Origin of the sequence: Nocardiopsis sp. N85, from assembly GCF_028882275.1 — a bacterium.
GTDB lineage: Bacteria > Actinomycetota > Actinomycetes > Streptosporangiales > Streptosporangiaceae > Nocardiopsis > Nocardiopsis lambiniae.
Genome location: NZ_JARBUT010000008.1, coordinates 261,766 through 279,184 on the forward strand (window position 1 = coordinate 261,766; position 17,419 = coordinate 279,184).

Sequence of the window (17,419 nt, forward strand, 5' to 3'; positions counted from 1 at the left end):
GGTGAACGCCGGGGAGACATACGACGCGCGGGCCCTGCCGCGCCAAGGGGGATGACCGGTGACCCGACCGACGACCGCGGAGCGCGAGTTCGTGGTCCTGCTCGACGACGACCACCGCCCGGTGGGTTCGGCGGACAAGGCGACCGTGCACACCGCCGACACCCCGCTCCACCTGGCGTTCTCCTGCTACGTCCGGGACGGTGCCGGGCGGGTCCTGATGACCCGCCGGGCCTTGGACAAGACCACCTGGCCGGGGGTGTGGACCAACAGTTGTTGCGGACACCCGGCCCCGGGTGAGGGGTTGGAGGAGGCGGTGCGCCGCCGGGTGGGCCAGGAGTTGGGGCTGACCCTCACGGAGGTGCTGCCCGCCCTGCCGGACTTCCGGTACCGCGCGGTGTCGGCCGAGGGGCTCGTGGAGAACGAGTTCTGCCCGGTGTTCTGGGCGCGCACCGACGACGTCCCGGACCCGGACCCGGCCGAGGTGGCCCAGTTCGTGTGGGCGGAGTGGTCCGATCTGGTGGTGGCCGCCGAACACACCCCGTGGGCGTTCAGCCCGTGGGCGGTGGAGCAGATCCCCCTGCTGGCCCGGTTGTCGACGTGACCCGGCCAGGGGCGGGGTGACCGCCGGATCGGGGTAGGAATCCGGGCGACAGGCCCCCTGTCCCTGGTTCCGCCTCCCCCTGGAGTCGCCCCGATGTCCACTCACCCCCCGGGTCGGTCCGCGCGTCCGGCCGTCGTCGTCTTCGATGTCCTCGACACCCTTTTCCCCTTGGCCCCGTTGGAGTGGCGGTTCCGTGAGGCGGGCATCCCCCGGGTCCTGATGGGCCGGTGGGCCGATCATCTGAGCCGCGACGTGTTCGCCCTGGCCCTGGTCGGGGGCGACCGGTCGTTCGAGGACGTGGTGCGGGGATCCTTGCGCGACATCACCGGTCATCAGATCGCCCCGGGCGCGGAGGACGCGATCTTCGACGGGCTGTCCTCGTTGGAGCCGCGTCGGGAGGCCGCGGCGGCGTTGACGGCGGTGCGCGAGGCGGGGCCGCGGGCGGTGGCCCTCGGCAACACGGATCCGGCCACGACCGCCGCGTTGGTGGATCGGGCCGGCCTGGAGGGGCTGTTGGAGCACCTCGGGGACGGCGGCCCGGACCGGGTCTGGAAGCCCGCCCCGGAGGCCTATCTCGGGGCGACGCGTTCCCTGGGCGTGGCCCCGGGACGGATCGCGCTGGTGACGGCGCACGGGTGGGATGTGGCCGGGGCGGCCCGCGCGGGGTGGGTCACGGGCTGGTCGGCGCACCTGGAGGGAAGGTTCCCGGCGGTGTTCGGCGCCCCGGACGCGACCGGAGGCGATCTGGCCGAGACCGTGGCGGCGCTGCTGGCGACCCCGGGTCCCTGAGCCCCCGCCCCTCGCCCTCATTCCTCCCAGGAGTGGTCGTACTGGGGGTGAGCGCGATAGACGGCGGCCAGATACTTCACGGCCAACCGCCAGGCCAGCAGCTCGGACCAGGGGTCCTCCCCCTGGCGCGGGGGGACGGAGGGCGCCCCGGCGAGCGTCGGCTGGAGGCTGCGCATGCTGGCGTGGTGGGCGCGCAGATACCCTCCGACGATCTTGCGCTTGGCGGCGACCTCGGCCAACGCCCGGTCCCGGCCGCGTGCTCCCACGGGTACGGCCTTCGACGCGCGTTCGTCCTCGTCCAGGCGCGCGCTCAGGAACTCGACGATGGTCAACGGACAACTCCCATCCTGGGCCCCCAAAGCCTTACACAAGGTTCAGTATCTGCCATATCCCCCGCGCGGGCCACCGCATGCGGGCCGCCCTCGGTCACGCCGAACACACCGGTGGGAGCGGCACCACCCGCTCCCACCGAACGCACCGGGGATCAGTCGCACCCCTCGAACTGGGGGACGCTGTGCACCATCTCCAGGTCGGTGTTGCCGAACCAGCGGTCCAGCATCCCTGTCGCCTCCCCCTCCTGGTACATGCGGCTGATGGCCTTGTTGACCGCCTCACAGGCCTCGATGTCCCCGTAGGGGAGACCGACGCCGTACTTCTCGTCGGTGAAGGGGTTGTTGACGAACCGGAACGCGCCGGGGTCCTCGGCGAGGAAGCCGGCCAGGATGAGGTTGTCGGTGGAGACCGCGTCCACCCGTCCGTCGCGCAACTGCGCGATGCAGTCGCTGTAGGTCTCCCCCTCCACCCGCTCCACCGGAATGCCCAGGCCCTCGGTGATGCGCGCCGCCGAGTTGGATCCGGCGCCCTGGCACACCGACATCCCGTCCAGGTCGCGCACGCCTTGGATGTCGGTGTCCTCCGCGCGCACCAGAACGTCCTGTTTGGCGACGTAGTAGGGGCCGCCGAAGGTCACCTGGGTCTTGCGCCCCGGGGTGATGGAGTAGGTCGCCACGACCATGTCCACCTCGCCGTTCAGCAGTTTCTCCTCGCGTTCGGCGGAGGTGACCCCCACGAACTCCACGTTCTCCCCGGGGATGCCGAGACGGTCGGCGATGTACAGGGCCACGTCGACGTCGAAGCCCTCGAACCCGCCGTTCTCCGTCTCCAGCCCCAACCCGGGCTGGTCCGCCTTGACGCCCACGACGAGCGAGTCGGCGTCGACCAGCGATTCCTCTCCGTCCAGCACCGCCGAACAGGCGGGCAACCCGACCACCGCGGCGGTGGCCAGGGCCGCCGCCGCGGCGACGCGACGGTGTCGAAACCTCATCGACCTGTTCCTTGTCTCTCGGGGGATCAGCGGTACTCGGCCAGCCGGGGACGCACCCCGAGCGCGACGAGCAGGAGCAGCAGGAGCGAACCGACCGGCAGCAGCCACGTCCACGGGGCCAGGACCGCGTCACCGCGCCCGATGCCCCGGGTGAACTCCTCCTCGTGGTCCTCGGTGAGACCGTCGAGCGCCCGCTCATAGGTGACGAAGGCGCCGTCCTCGGAGTGGGCGATGTTCATACGGATCGAGATCGCGGCCTCGACGTCGCCCTCCCGCACCGCCTCGCGCAGTTCCCGGTCCTGGGCCTGGAGCTCGTTGTAGGCCGTCAGCACCTGCGCCAACCGGTCCTCCTGCCCGGGCAACAGGGCGTCGTGCGCCCGCTCCCCCAGGTAGCCGAGGGTGCCGGGGTCGTCGGGGTCCGAGCCGTCCGCACCGGGGAGTTCGGGATAGGCGGCGGTGACCCCGTCGATGGCCTCGTAGTAGTCGGCCAGGTTGTTCACCGGGCGGAACAGGACCTGCTGTGCCCGCTCCAGGTACACCTGCTGGTGGTTGTCGGCCTGCTCCGGGTCGAGCAGGTAGCGGCTCTGGTCGGCCTGCATGTCGGTGGCGATGGCCCCGCCCCGCGCCAGCGACATCGCCGCGTCCAGCCCCTCCTCCTTGGCGTCCCGCTGGTGCCCGCCACTGCTGACCAGCGCCAGGACGACCCCGAGGGTGAGTCCCACGGTGAGCACCGAGGCGCCGATCAGGGGCAGGTTGAACCGGCGGCGGAACCGCACCCGCAGGTACACCTGCAAGGCGAACAGCGCCACGAGCACGGCCACCCCGACACCGCCGACCCACGCCAGGCCCAGGGCGACGGACGCCTGGCCGTCCTCGTGGTTGGCGCGCACGATCGCCGAGGAGTCCAACCCGAGGTTGAACGCCTTGGGCAGCAGTTCGGTGTGCATCATCAGGGTCGCCGACCGGTACGACCCCAGCGCCCGCTCGTCCGCCTCACCGGGCGGGGCCTGGGCCTCGTCGTTGCGCAACAGGGCCTCGGTGACGAGCCGTTCGTAGACTCCCAGGCCGTCCAGGACCTCCTGGACGTTGCGCTCTTCCACGGTGTCGCCCTCGGTGAGCGACGCCGCCTGCAAAAGCACCTCGTTGGCCTGTTCCCGGCTGGCCTCGTACTGGGCGAGTGCGTCCTCACGACCCGACCCGAGGTCGTGGTCGGTGCCCATGAGGAGTACGTCGGCGACGCGCGCGTCCATGTCGGCCAGAGCCAGGTACAGCTCGGTGGTCGCCATCGCCTGGGGGCCGGCCCCGCGTCCGAGCACGTCCAAGCCGTTACGGGCCTGGTCGAGGGTCGAGGTGGCCGAGGCGAACAGTCCGACGATCATCGCGGCGCACAGGACGCTCAAAGTCCACACCCGCGCGGGGGTGGTGGTCGACCAGCGGCGAAGCCGGGACCACCCGTCGCGGGCGTAGGTGCCGGTGCGACCGCCCTTGCCGGCGGGGACACCCCGGGGCGGTCCGGTGCCGTCGCCCGGTGCGACCGGCCCGGTGCTCGGTCCCGGCGGCGTGCCGGGTCCGCGCCGGGCCCGGTCGGGATGGGAGGGAATCAACGGGGCTCACCCCTTCTGGAGGATGATGACGGTCCATGCACCGACATAGATCCGATCGTTGTCGTTGAGCGGGACCTCCACGTTGGGGGCGACGGGGTTGTCGGTCCCGTTGACCGTGGTCCCGTTGGTCGACCCCGGGTCGACCAGCACCCAGGAGCCGCCGGGGCGGGAGACCAGGATCGCGTGGACGTGGGAGATCGCGGGGTCCCCGCCGGGGCCGCCCAGGTCGATCTCGGGGGTGAACCCGCGGGAGGCGCTGGCCCGCCCGATGTGCACCCGTTCTCCTCGGAGGTCCACCCTGCGCGGTCGGATACTGGAGGGGAAGGGGATCCGGGTGGGATCGAGCATGCCCTGGTTCACCATGTACTGGTAGTACGCGGGGTCGGCCGTGACGGTGGCCCGCCAGCCCACCCTGATCGCCGCCGGCCCGCTCGCGGGGTCCTGGCGCTGATGGGAGGCGAAATCGTATCCGCACTCCTCACAGAACCGCCCGGTCCTGGGGGTCGAGCACTCCGGGCACGGTCCTCCCCTGGGCGCGCCGGAGGACCGGCGCGGCGGCGGTGGAGGGGCCTGCCGCGGCGGCCGGTTCGGCTGGGGGATGTCGGCCGTCGGCGGCGTGTGCGAAGTCGACGGCCGCTGCGACCAGGGTGGCGGTGCGGGTTCGTACACCTGGAGGCGCAGCCCGCAGACGTCACAGAAATCGATCGCCACGGAATGGTGCCCGGAAGGGCAACTCGGCATGGTTCCCTCCTACCCGGGTCCGGGGGCGCCGTCGTCCGGCCCCGAGGGCCGGGTCCGCACGGTTCGGGTCGAGTTGGTGTCCAGTGTCATCTCGTCGATCTTGTCGACCCCGGGCTTGAGCCGAACGGTACCGGTGACCGGATCGAGGACGTCGACCACCTTCCTCAGAAGTTTCGCGGTCTCCTCGTTGCCCGACTCGTCGGCGAGCGCCACGGCGCGGCCCAACCGCGTCGTCGCGGTGTCCTCGTCACCCGCGCGACGGGCCTCCAGCCCGTCCTGGATGGCCCGGGCCAGTTCCACCTGACCCGTGTAGTGGGCCACGCGAGGGTTGATCTCCGTGGCCCGGTTCTCGTCCGAGGTCCACTCCGCGAGGATGTTACCGGAGGCCAGGACCCTGTCCGGGGCCCCGTCGACGCCGGGGAGGACCACACGCACCCAGCCGGCGCGCAGTTGGCGTCCGGGATCGCCCGAGGAGACCTCCACGCAGACGTGGTAGTCGCGGCTCTCCGTACCCCAGGAGCCGGTGGGGTGATCCTTCGCCTGGGGCACGCGTTCCACACCGCGATCGGTGAGGTCCAGGACGGTGGGGGCGACCTGTTTGACGTAGCGCACCACGGCGTTCTGCGGGGTCCACAGACGCAGCGCCACGTCGGCCACGGCCTTGCCCATGGAGGCCCGCGTCATCTCCCGGAAGTCCGCGACCATGTCGGCGGGGTCGGCGATGATGCCGGGGCCACCGCCGAGCAGGGCGGAGTCGATCTTGCGCAGTTCGTCGACCTTCCAGTCGGTGCCCACACCCCGGCAGTCGCAGACGAACCTTCCCGAGACGCCCGCCAGGACCCGCTCGAATTCGGCGGCGACCTCGTTGTTCTGTCCGTCGGTGAGCAGGATGGCGTGTTTGACACCGCCTTCGACGGTGGCGAACAGTGCGGCGGCCCTGGTGAGCCAGGCGCCCATCCGGGTACCGCCGTCGGCGCGCAGCCGGCCGACCGCGTCCAGCGCCTCGGCGCGGGTGGTCGGGTCGACCGTGGCCAGGAAGTCCCCCGGGGGATAGATCATCTCGGCCTGTCGGTGTCCGGCGATCACCGCGAAGCGCACGCCGTCGCGCAGGGCCTCGATGGCCGCGCGGGCCGCCTTCTTGGCCGCGTTGATCTTCTCCCCGTACATGGAGCCGGAGGTGTCGATGATGATCACCTGGGAGGCCTGGACGTCCGAACCGACGAGCACGGGGCCGCTGGAGGTGACACCGACGACCGCGTGCACCTCTCTTCCGCCCAGGGGAAGGAACCGGTTCTGGTCGACCTCCACCCGGAATTCCGGCTCTGCGACGTGCTCAGCCCTGTCCGGCACGGGGACCCCCTGCTGTCACGGGAACGACGACGACGGTGATGTTGTCCTTTCCGCCCCCTTCGAGGGCGAGGCGGACGTAGGTACGGGCCGCTTCCAGCGGTCTGGTGCCCGCCCCGGGCACCACCTCGGTCAGGGCCCTCGCCTCGGGGTAGTAGTTCCACAGGCCGTCGCTGCACAGCAGGACGGTCCCGGGGCCGGTGGGCGTGACGGTGGAGATGTGCGCGTCGATCTCACCGGAGTCGGCGCCCATCCACGCGATGAGGGCGTGCGCGTTGGCCGAGCGCATCGCCTCCTCCCGGGACAGCGCGCCCATCTGCACCATCGCCTCGCTCCAGGAGTCGTCCCGTGTGAGCAGGGCGGAGGCGCTGGAGGAGGGACCACCGGAGAGCCAGTAGGCGCGGCTGTCGCCGACCCAGCCGACGGTGACGGTGCCCGCCACGGGGTCGACCACGGCGGAGACGAAGGTGCACGCCGGTGCCGAACTCGGGGACTCGGCGATGGCGGCGACGGCCTCGGCGGCCCGGGTCATGGCCACGCCGGTGGCCTCGCGGGCGTCGACGCCGCGCCGCACCTGCTCGACCAGGACGGTGGCGCCGGTCTCGGCGGTGATCCGGGAGGCCTCGTCGGAGCGGGGCGAACTGGAGACGCCGTCGCAGACCACGGCGCACACGACGCCGGGGGCGTGCGGTGAGTCGTCGGGGACGACCCGGATGGCCATGGCGTCCTCGTTGCGCCGATGTCTCAGGCCGCGGTCGCTGACCCCGACGACGGTCCGGGCGCGCACCTCGACGTGATCGCGTCCGGTGGGCTGGAGGAAACCGCACTTCTCGCAGTACCCGTCCAGGACCCGGCCCGGACACCACACGCACAGGTCGGGATTGGTGGGTTGGACGGGTCCGGCACCGGAGGGCGGGGGCCAGTCGGGGACGACCTTCTCGCGGGCGGGCCCCGGCGCGGGGGCGGGGGGCGGTGGATCGCGGCGCACGGGCTGGGTGACCAGCGAGTCGATGACGTTCCAGTCGTCGTCCACGGCGAGGCTCTCGGTGAGGGAGCGGCCGCCGGCCCGGGGGGCGTCGGCGGGCGGCGCGCCCGGCACGGGCGCCCCCGAGGGCGCGGTGGCCCCGGAAGGCGTGCCCGTGCGCGAGCCGGCAGGCGCCGTGGAACCCGAAGGCGCACCCGTACGACCTTCGCCCGAAGGCGTGCCCGTGCGGGGGGTGGCGTCCGAGGGGATGACCCCCGCGACCGTGACGTCGGCCGGGTTCACGGTGCGGTAGACGCCCTGAGGATCGCTCTCCTCCCGCGCGGTCGCCCCCGACGATGTCGCGTCCCGGGACGACCCCCCGTACCGATCGGTGCCGTACAGGCTCACCTGGGGTGCCGTGGGCCCGCCGTCGGGCGCGATCAGATCGGGCCGCGCCCCTTCGGACGCCAGGCTCTCCTGAGGGGTGGTCGGCACCGTGTCGGGGCGTTCGGCCGGGGCCTGTCGCGCCTCTTCGGTCAGGGGTCGGCCACAGCTCTCGCAGAAGGCGTCGCCCGCTGACACCTTGTCGGCGCACCCCGGGCAGGTCCGCACCATCGTCATCGCCGTTCCTTCGATCCTCACAGCAGTGTCACGGGGCGCAGGGAGTTGGCCTTGTCGATCAGCTCGCACCGCTCCGTGCCCGACGTGGACCGGTGCGCCAGGTCCCGATAACGCCGTTCCAGGTTGACGCGCACCCCCTCCTCGGTGAGCGGGTCACCGAGCAGTTCCGTCCCCTCCGCCCGGCCGCCCGACGCCAACCAGTCCAGCGCGGACTCCAAGGCCCGCACGGCCAGCCGGTCCGTGGACTCGCTGTCGAGCCCCAGCCGTTCCAGCCGTTGACCCGCGCGGACCAGGTCGTCGGCGCCACGCCCCGGATGGCGGGCCACCAGCACGGAGATGAGCGCGGTCTGGGCGTGCACGTAGAGGCTGGACAGTTCGGGCACCGTGTCCAGCACGGCGATGGCACCGGCACGGTCTCCCTGCGCCAGCCGGATCCGCGCCAGGCCGAACGCGGCGCTGACGAAGGAGTGGTCGGTGTTCCACACCGTCTGGTAGTGCCGTGCGGCGGTCGCGTGCTCTCCGGTGCGCTCGCAGGCCAGTGCCAGGGCCAGCTTGGGCGCGCTCTCTCCGGGCAGGTGGCCGTAGAGCTCGTCGAAGTGGGAGCGGGCCTCCTCGAAACCGCCGGTGCTCAACTCGGCGACCGCCAGGTACCACATGGTGCGCCAGTCGCCCGGGACCCGTTCGCTGAACTGGTGGAGGGCGTCCATGGCCCGCCCGTGCCGACCGATCGTGATGAGCGTACGGGCCAGCATGAGCAGCGTCTCGGGGGTGGGCTCCGGCATGGACTGCAACGCCGTGACGAGTTCCTCCGGCGGCAGGGCCTGGAAGCCCCGCAGGTGCTGGGAGGCCGGATCGGCGGGGTCGATCAGGGGCGTGGGCAGCAGCGCCGCCGCCTCGGTGGGCGTCGGCGGCACGAGCATGCGATCGGCCCGGCCCACGTCGGAGCCGATGGTGAAGTTCTCACCGCCGAACAGGGTGGAGGCCGCCGGATGGGGTGCCCCCTCCATGTCGGAGAGCACCTCGCGCAGCACTCCGGTGAGCTGGTCGGCCATGTCGGAGGCGTCGTGGAACCGGCGTTCCATCTCGGGGTGGGTGGCCCGGCGCAACAGCCGATCGTAGGACTCGTAGCGTTCCAGCAACGGCACGGTGTGGCGCGGCGGGAGCTCGTGCGGGTACTCGCGCATGAAGCTGAACCGGAAGCTCAGCACGGCCAGGGCACGACCCACCGAGTACAGGTCGGCGCTGATGGTCGGGCCGGGGCCGCGCAGCTCGTCCTCCGGGACCCGGTAGCCGGGCGTGGTGTAGACGGGGCTGACCGTGTCGTCCATCCGCCGCACGCCGCCCAGGTCGATGAGCTTGATCTGCTCCTCGCTCTGGATGATGTTGTCGGGTTTGAAGTCGCAGTAGAGCAGTCCTCGGGAGTGCAGGTAGCCGAGCGCGCGCAGGGCCTCCAGACCGTAGGCGATCACCTGGTCCACGGGAAGGACCGCGTCGGGGTCCTGGTCCCTGCGTTCCATGAGGAGTTCGCGCAGGGACTTGCCGCCCACGTACTCCATGACGATGTGCCCGGCCGGGATGCCCGTGCGCGAGTCGGGGTGCTGGGAGAAGTTGATGATCTTGACGATGTTGGGGTGCTCGACCTCGGAGAGGAAGGCGCGTTCGGCCGCCGCGGCCTTGTGGGCCTCGGCGTCACCCGCGTTGAGCAGGCCCTTGAGCACCACCCAGCGGTCGTTGACGTTGCGGTCGCGGGCCAGGTAGATCCAGCCCAGACCACCGTGGGCGAGGCAGCCGAGGACCTCGTACTGGCCGCCGACCCGGTCCCCGCCGCTGAGTTTGGGGGTGAAGGAGTACTGGGTCCCGCACTTGCGGCAGAACCCCTCGGTGCGCCCCGTCTGGTCGCCGCGGGTGCGGCCGACCTTCTCACCGCAATTGCCGCAGAAGCGGTTCTTCTCGGAGACCACCGGGTTCTCCATGATCGCCGCGGCGGGATCACGGTAGGGCACCGGGGGGACGAGGACCATGCCCGCGCCGAGCATGCCCCGGGTGGAACGCCGGGTGCGGCCCGAGGTGGGACCCGATCCGCTCCCGGTGGGTCCGGTGATGCTGCCCGGTCCGGAGCGGCCCGAGAGACGGATGTTGCCGGAGATGGGGTGGGAGTGGATGGGGTCGCTGAGGTCGTCGCCGGATCCGGCGCCGGCGGAGGACAGCCACTGATCGAGGGCCTCGCCACCGGAGGGGGCCCCGGGCGGCGGGGCGCCTGGACGGCTCCCCTGGTGCGGAGCGCCGGTGGGCGGGCCGGAAGGGATTCCCGACGGCGGGAAGGGCACGTCGGAAGGGGACCCCGGCGGCGTTCCGGGCGGGCCGGAGAACGATTGCCGCGGACCCGACTGCGGGAAAGGCACACCGGTCGGCGGGGCACCGGGGACGGCACCCTGCGGGTGCGCACCGAAGGACCGCTGCGGTCCGGAGGGCGGTCGGGGCGCGGCGTACACCCCCTGGGGACCCGTGCCCCACCCGCCGGGGGCGGGGGCCGGGTACGGGGCGCTCCGCGGCGGCTCCGACACGGGGGGCACCCGCGGCGGGGCGGCGGGTGCGGGCTCCAGACCGCACACGCCGCAGAAGCCGTCCTCGATCGCACCACCGCATTCGGGGTTCGTGCACTTCGTCATCTGTTCACACCACCATCGCTCTCGCCGTCTGACGCGCCTGCGCCCGGTGTGGTTCTGTCCTCGGGGATTTCGGTCGCGTCAGATCCCTCCAGCGCGCGACGGTAGGCGGACAGGGCGACCGTGGCGGCCCGCAGATCCCCGGGCGCCGTCCACAGGGCCCGATGCGCCCGATCGTGGAGGCCGCTCGCCCGCTCGTCCTCGGCCAGGCCCAGTCGGACCGCGCGGGCGCGGTAGGCGTCGAGGCGTCCGCGCAGTTCCGCCCGACGCGCGAGGAGGCCTTCGAGGTTCTCCCTCCGTTCGCGTGCGTCGTCGGACGCCGCGTGGACGGCCGCCTGGACCTCGCCGAGCAGAACGCCCAGTTCGCGCCAGCGGCCGTGGGCACGCAGGGCGTCCATCGCGTCGATCCGGGCACGCAGGGCGGGCACCGGGTCGGGCACGTCGACGGCCTCGGGTTCCCGGATACGGGTGACGACGTGGGCGCGCAGTTCACGGAGGGAGACCAGGGAGGATTCCAGGTCATCGATGGCGGAGACGAGGTGGCCGGTGCTCTCCCGGTAGGAGTCGCGCATGCGCAGGGCATCGCGCAGTTCGCCCCGAGAGGTCTCCAACCGTTTGCGCAGGCGTTCGAGGGACGAGGTGTCGACCTGGCGGTCCGGACCCACGAGGGAGAGGGGATCGCGGCGGACGGTGTCGCCGACCAGGGCGAGTTCCGACCGCAGCGCTTCGAGGTCGTCCTCGTCCCCCGACTCCTCGATCATGTCGGTGAGGGTGCCGATCTCCAGCCACAGGGAGTCGAGTGCGCCCAGGCGGGGATGCAGGACGTCCCAGGCGGCCTCGGCGGCGGAGACGACCTCGGTGATCTCCTCGTAGTCGGCCGTCATCCGGGCGACCGCCTCGGCGAGGGTGATGTGCTCCTTGTCGGTGTCCAGCAGCCCGCGTTCGTGCAGCGGGGCCTTCGCCAAGGGCAGTTCCAGGGAGGGGCCGGTGAGCAGGAAGGTGAGCCGGACCTGGTCGGAGGCGCCTCCGCGGCCCGGTCCCCGGTGTTCGGCGGCCTCCCGGACCGTGCGCCGGAAGACGTCGAAGGTCGTCCAGAGGCGGTGGATGTGGCGCTCGGCGTGCTCCCAGCGTTCCCGGGTGAGGCCGTGCGGGTCGGCGCCCTTGAGCAGGCGGTGCCCCACGTGGTCGTCCAGGTCTCTCAGGTTGAGCGCGATCCTCTCGGACTCCCCCTGCACCCGGTTGAGCGCGTGTTCGATGCCCTCCCAGCTCATGGGTGGCGTGTTCGCCTCCGACGCGCTCGCCACCTTCCGTATCACTCCCCGCGTTCGTCCGCCCCGCGCCCACCGGATGGACGCGAACGGTCAACGATCCCTTTACCTAGAAGAGTCTGTCGTCGGGCCCGGCCGACCACAAGAGAGGGCCGGATTTACGGCCGCGAACGGCCACTTCCGCACCGTTCACCGACGGATGACGGCTTGATCACCTCAAAAGATCTTTTGTCACCTGCGTCACACAACGTCAAGATCCCTGTCCTCACGTTCGGTGACCTCGGCCCCGGTCAGCGCCCGGGGACCCCTCCGGCACGGCCGGAGCGAACCGGTCCCGTTGCTCCACCCTGGTCCGGGGAGTTCCACGAGGTCGTGTCCGTACCGGGGGTGGGCCGAGGATCTCCAGGCCGCAGGGACAGGACCGATGGTCGGGACGCCGACCCGTGGCCCTGGGGCGTGTTCGACGGACCATTCCGCCTCGCGAGCGCCGAACCGAACGAAGGCGTCCACCGAACACGCCCTGGGGGCGCGACGGGTCGTCGTCGGACCCTCCACAGGGGTGGAAACGCCACGGGTGGGTCTGAGGGGCACCCGGACCGCCCCTGGGGAGGAACGTCGACGGCGTCCGGGACACCGACCGTGTGGATCCGGAGACGCACGTCGTCATGGTGACCGCGACCCTCCCGGCGCACCGCCGGAACGGTCCCGTACGCTCGGTCGGTCATCCGTCGCCGCACCGGGAGCCGCCGTGTCCGTCAGCCCGCTGTCCCTCGTCATCTCGGTCCGTGTCCTGCCCGGGCGCCGTGACGCCTTCGTCGCCGGGATCTCCCGGCACGCCGTCACATCGGTGCGGGAGGAACCGGGCTGTCTGCGCTTCGACGTGACGGCCGACGCCGCCGACCCCGACCTGTTCTGGGTGTGCGAGGTGTTCGCCGACGAGTCGGCCCTGGCCGCGCACCGCGCCTCGGCGCACTTCGCCGCCTGGCAACGGGAGAAGGCCCTGTCGGTCGTCCCCGGAAGTCAGGTCGACCGACACGGCCCTCTCGTCGTCAGCGAATCGTGAGTCCTGTCCGCGTCGAGCCGCGCGCGGTCTCCCGAAGGCCGGGAACGGCTTCGAGGAGGCACGGCGGCCGTTCCGTCGAGGTCCCCGCCCCGCCGCCCGCGAAGCGGCCCACGGCCGCCGCGGTCTCGGAGATCCACTCCGTCGGCCTCCGGTGACCCGTGGGGCCCGCCTCTCAGGTCTCCGTGGACCCGTCGCCGGGCTCCTCCCGGGACCGGTGACGTCCCCCGCCGGTGCGTCGGGCGGTGTTGGCGTCGTCGGTGCCCTCGGTGGCCTCGGTGGCCTGGTCCCTCGGCGCGTTCGGGTCGCCCCGGTAGCCCTCTCGGTACCCCTCCGAGTAGCCCTCGTCGAAGGCGCTCACCGGGCGCTCGGGCATCTCGGACATGTCCGCGGCGGCCATGTTCCGGGCGGTGGCGATGGCATCGGAGGCACCGCGCAGCCGGAACCCGGCGATGATCATGACGACACCGAAGATGACCGCGTAGACACCGACCACGAACACGATGGCCTGAGCGCCGGCCAACGGCCAGAACCACAGCAGCAGACCGAAGACGATCGAGAGCGCGCCCGCGAAGATGAGCAGCCACTCGGAGCTGATGTGGGCGCGCAGGCGGACGGCGGTGACGATCTCGGCGACACCGGTGATGATCGCCCACAGGCCGATCACGAACACCAGCGCGATGACCGCGGCGACCGGCCAGATCAGGGCGATCAGGCCCACGATGCCGCTGAGCACCGCCTGGGCCACCAACGACGCCCGTGTCCCCGACGCGGCCTGGTAGGCGGCGTAGCCCAGCACCGCGGCGTCGATGAGGGCGTAGACACCGAACACGACCGCCAAGGCGACCAGGGTCAGTCCGGGCCAGATCAGGGCGATCAGACCGAAGAGCACCGCGGCCACTCCTCGGAGGACCACCATCCACCAGTTCCGGCTCATGTCTCCGAGGACCTCCCCGGCCAGCATGTTCCGCATCATGGTTGCCCCACCTCCCTCGTGCGCTCCCGTCGGAGAGGGGCGCACCCTGCAACTTCCCTCAAAGTCGCACGTCGACGGCAGGGTGTCCGCAAAATGCAGGAAAAGGGACGGTTCTGTACCGGTACAGATAGCCCGGATATCAGGACAAAAAGGACGCCCGCCCTCGTCGGTGACGGGGCGGGCGATCCATGCGCTCCGGGGTGGGACTAGCTCAGACCCGGGTAACGACGCTCTTCGGAGCCGATGTAGTGCTGGCGCGGGCGCGCGATCCGGAAGGCCGGGTCGTGCAACTGCTCGCGGTAGTGGGCGACCCAGCCGGGCAGGCGGCCGATCGCGAACAACACGGTGAACATGTTGGTCGGGAAGCCCATGGTCCGGTAGATCACGCCGGTGTAGAAGTCGACGTTCGGGTAGAGCTTGCGCTCGGTGAAGTACGAGTCGGCGAGCGCGGCGGCCTCTAGCTTGAGGGCCAGCGTGAACAGCTCGTCGGGGTTCTCGTCCCGGTCGAGGATCTGGCTGGCCAGACCCTTGATCTCCTTGCTGCGCGGGTCGAAGTTCTTGTAGACCCGGTGGCCGAAGCCCATGAGTCGGACCTCGCGGGCCTTGACGCGCTCCAGGAACTCCTCGATGCCGACGCCCGAGTCACGGATCTCGTCGAGCATCTCCAGCACGGCCTGGTTGGCGCCGCCGTGGGACGGGCCGGACAGGGCGTTGATGCCCGCGGCCACGCTGGCGTAGATGTCGGCCTGCGAGGAACCGACGGTGCGCACGGTGGCGGTGGAGCAGTTCAGCTCGTGGTCGGCGTGCAGGATGAGCAGCAGGTCGACGGCCTTGCCGAAGAGGTCGCCCAGCTCGCCGTCGGCGGCGTTGTCGCCGAAGGTCATCCGGATGAAGTTCTCGACGTAGCCGAGGGAGTCGTCCGGGGCGATCGGCTGCTCGCCGATGGAGTTGCGGTAGATGCGGGCCGCGATCGTCGGCAGCTTGGCCATCAGCCGGATCGTGGCGAGCTCGACCTGAGCCTCGTCGGACGGGTCGACGCTGTCCTCATAGTAGGCGGCCAGCGTGTTGACGGCGCTGGCGAGCAGTGCCATCGGGTGACCGTTGCGGGGCATCGCGTCGAGGAACGCGCCCATCTCGGCCGGGATGTCGGCGTTCTCGCGCAGCTTCTCGGAGAACTCCTTGAGCTGACCGGGCTCCGGCAGCTCGCCGTAGATCACCAGGTAGGCCACCTCAAGGAAGGTGCTGCCCACGGCGAGGTCCTCGATCGAGTACCCGCGGTAGCGCAGGATCCCGGCGGCTCCGTCGATATAGGTGATCTTCGAGCTACACGAAGCGGTGTTGCCGAACCCCGGGTCCAGGGTGGTCATACCGGTCGAGCCCAGCAGGGTCTTCAGCTCGATGGTCTGCTCACCCTCGGTACCGGTGAACACCGGCAGCTTCAGCACGCCGCCCTCGTAGTGGAGCTCCACCGTGCGCTCTTTGTCGTCTTCGCTCATGCCCGAGGTCAACCTTTCCAGGCGGGGGATACGTGAGGTGCGTCAGACGCGGGGCGGTCGGCCACCACGTTCTTGATTCACTCGTTATTGTTCTGTTTTGTTAAACGACGGTTAAGCAAAATCATATAAGTTTCACCGATTCACGAACAGGTGACATGCAACACATACCCAGACGTGAGAAGAATTACCACTTGGTGAAGATTTACAGTCTTTGCCGGATGTCGTTTACTCCGTGATCGCCCTGAGACACCGCAGGACATCCGAGGGGTCGCCTCCGACGCCGCGCCATCTCCTGTACCGGTCCCCTGAGCACCCCGATCACCTCACGGACCTCGTCTTCCGGGCTTCCTTCACACATATGGACATACCCAGACACGACGAGGTGCGATCAGCCGTACGAACGCGCCCTAGTGGCCATCTATCAGAGTACCTTCGCCCTGATCACGGGGGTTGACGCGGGGTACCCCACATGTGGTGATCTTGGCCTCTGCCCGGTGGGAGTCGTCCCCCGAGGGCGGCCGGGACGCACGCGAAGGGGCCCGGGATGCGCAAAGCCTGTGCCACGGGCACGAGAGTTCACATCCACCGGGAGCCCTTGTGAGCGGCCGTCCGGGACCACCCGCCCATATCGAGGAGATGTCCACGGCATTCGTCCCGGGTGAACGGTGCCCGCCCTTTGTCGGAGAAAACCGAAGAGCCGTCACCGAGACGAAGCCGTGACGGTTCGATCGTCCTCGCTCCCGTGCGTGTTCCGCGAACACCCACTTGCCGCTCGACGCCCCGGACGCCCGCCCGTCAACCCCTCAGAAGGCCATCGACGGGCGGCACCCGCAGAACACGCCTCAGTCGTCCTCGACGACGCCGCCGGCGAGGAGGGGCTCCATCAGCAACGACGGATGATCGCGCTCGATCACCCGCAAACGCCACTTGTTGTGCACCAACACCAACAGCTCACCGTCGTTGCGGCGCCGCAGCACCTCCGCGCCCGACAGCGCGTGCAGGATCGGAGCCGAGGCCTCGTCGGTGCGCCGTGCCACCGAGTACTCCAACATCGACACCTCGATCGGCGACCGGAACTCCTGCTCCATCCGGTGCTTGGCCACGTCGAACTGCAACGGCCCCACCGCCGCCAGCACCGGCGCCTGCTCACCGCGCACGTCCGAGGTCAGCACCTGCACCACGCCCTCGGCGTCGAGCTGGGCGATCCCCTTCTGGAACTGCTTGTACTTGCCCGCGTCCTTGGCCCGCGCCACCACGAAGTGCTCGGGCGCGAAGCTCGGGATCGCCGGGAACTCCACCTTGGGACCCTCATAAAGGGTGTCGCCCACCTTCAACGCCTGCGCGTTGACCAGCGCGATCACATCACCCGGATAAGCCGTGTCGATCGTGGAACGGTCCGCACCGAACACCGCCTGGGTGTACTTGGTCGCGAACGGACGGCCCGTGGCCGCGTGCGTGAGCACCATGCCCCGATCGAACCGCCCCGAACTGATCCGCACGAACGCCATCCGGTCCCGATGGTTCTTGTCCATGTTCGCCTGCATCTTGAACACCTGACCGGAGAAGGGCGCATCCACCCGCCGGGGCCGCTCCTTCACGTCGGGCTTCGCCGACGGCGCCGGGGCCAGCCCCACGACGGCCCCCAGCAGTTGTCCGACACCGAAGTTGGACAGAGCTGCGCCGAACAGCACCGGCGAGGACTCCCCCGCCAGGAACGACTCCGCGTCGAAGTCGGCGCCCAACGCCTCCAGCAGCTCCAACTCCTCCTGGGACCGCACCCAGGCGTCCTGCTCCAGCTCGGCGGCCCGGTCCGCGTCCACGACCTCCTCGATGGCCTTGGTCGCGCCGCCGGGAGTCCGCGTCATCTTCGTGTACTCACCCGAACGACGATCCACCAGACCACGGAAGTCGCCCGCGATGCCCACCGGCCAGTTCAACGGCGTGGCACGCAACCCGATCCGC

Annotated in this window: 14 protein-coding genes; 3 read left to right on the top strand and 11 right to left on the bottom strand. The window is 70.8% G+C overall.

Translation table 11 applies throughout. The annotated features are described in order from the left end of the window. Positions 1–58 precede the first annotated feature (58 nt). Positions 59–601, top strand: coding sequence for an isopentenyl-diphosphate Delta-isomerase (gene idi / locus PWG71_RS14175; protein WP_274810156.1), 543 nt, complete (start codon positions 59–61; stop codon positions 599–601). Positions 602–694: 93 nt separating this feature from the next. After that, positions 695–1,390, top strand: a complete 696-nt coding sequence (locus tag PWG71_RS14180) for an HAD family hydrolase (protein ID WP_274810157.1) — start codon at positions 695–697, stop codon at positions 1,388–1,390. A gap of 17 nt (positions 1,391–1,407) precedes the next feature. On the opposite strand, the gene PWG71_RS14185 is transcribed toward PWG71_RS14180, so the two are convergent. The 8 genes from PWG71_RS14185 to PWG71_RS14220 form a co-directional block, all read right to left on the bottom strand. Then, positions 1,408–1,722 carry a DUF6221 family protein gene (locus PWG71_RS14185; RefSeq protein ID WP_274810158.1) on the bottom strand — a complete coding sequence of 105 codons (315 nt, stop codon included), beginning with the start codon at positions 1,720–1,722 and terminating at the stop codon, positions 1,408–1,410. 152 nt (positions 1,723–1,874) lie between these two features. Then, on the bottom strand, positions 1,875–2,714 hold the full coding sequence (locus PWG71_RS14190) for a glutamate ABC transporter substrate-binding protein (protein WP_274810159.1): 840 nt from the start codon (positions 2,712–2,714) through the stop codon (positions 1,875–1,877). 26 nt (positions 2,715–2,740) lie between these two features. Next, positions 2,741–4,093: a hypothetical protein gene (locus tag PWG71_RS14195; protein ID WP_274810187.1), complete on the bottom strand. Its 1,353-nt coding sequence runs from the start codon at positions 4,091–4,093 to the stop codon at positions 2,741–2,743. A 231-nt stretch (positions 4,094–4,324) separates the two neighbouring features. Then, positions 4,325–5,059, bottom strand: a complete 735-nt coding sequence (locus PWG71_RS14200) for an FHA domain-containing protein (protein ID WP_274810160.1) — start codon at positions 5,057–5,059, stop codon at positions 4,325–4,327. Positions 5,060–5,068: 9 nt separating this feature from the next. Beyond that, positions 5,069–6,409 (bottom strand): vWA domain-containing protein, encoded by a 1,341-nt coding sequence (locus tag PWG71_RS14205; protein ID WP_274810161.1) that lies wholly within the window; start codon positions 6,407–6,409, stop codon positions 5,069–5,071. Further along, entirely contained in the window at positions 6,393–7,991 is a 1,599-nt protein-coding gene (locus PWG71_RS14210; protein ID WP_274810162.1) for a protein phosphatase 2C domain-containing protein, read from the bottom strand. The genes PWG71_RS14205 and PWG71_RS14210 overlap by 17 nt, the downstream gene beginning before the upstream one ends. Positions 7,992–8,008: 17 nt before the next feature. Further along, entirely contained in the window at positions 8,009–10,660 is a 2,652-nt protein-coding gene (locus tag PWG71_RS14215; RefSeq protein ID WP_446725025.1) for a tetratricopeptide repeat protein, read from the bottom strand. Beyond that, the gene (locus PWG71_RS14220; protein ID WP_274810163.1) at positions 10,657–11,928 is read right to left on the bottom strand and encodes a hypothetical protein; all 1,272 of its coding nucleotides are present in this window, start codon (positions 11,926–11,928) and stop codon (positions 10,657–10,659) included. The genes PWG71_RS14215 and PWG71_RS14220 overlap by 4 nt, the downstream gene beginning before the upstream one ends. A 745-nt stretch (positions 11,929–12,673) precedes the next feature. Between PWG71_RS14220 and PWG71_RS14225 the strand changes: the two genes are divergently transcribed. Next, positions 12,674–12,988 (top strand): putative quinol monooxygenase, encoded by a 315-nt coding sequence (locus tag PWG71_RS14225; RefSeq protein ID WP_274810164.1) that lies wholly within the window; start codon positions 12,674–12,676, stop codon positions 12,986–12,988. A 172-nt stretch (positions 12,989–13,160) separates the two neighbouring features. Here PWG71_RS14225 and PWG71_RS14230 read toward each other — a convergent pair whose 3' ends face one another. The 3 genes from PWG71_RS14230 to PWG71_RS14240 form a co-directional block, all read right to left on the bottom strand. Further along, positions 13,161–13,961, bottom strand: coding sequence for an HdeD family acid-resistance protein (locus PWG71_RS14230; RefSeq protein ID WP_274810165.1), 801 nt, complete (start codon positions 13,959–13,961; stop codon positions 13,161–13,163). A gap of 206 nt (positions 13,962–14,167) precedes the next feature. Beyond that, positions 14,168–15,457: a citrate synthase gene (locus tag PWG71_RS14235; RefSeq protein WP_274810166.1), complete on the bottom strand. Its 1,290-nt coding sequence runs from the start codon at positions 15,455–15,457 to the stop codon at positions 14,168–14,170. Between the two features lie 842 nt (positions 15,458–16,299). Then, positions 16,300–17,419, bottom strand: a 1,120-nt coding sequence (locus tag PWG71_RS14240) for a peptide chain release factor 3 (protein ID WP_274810167.1), incomplete at its 5' end; no start/stop codon positions are given.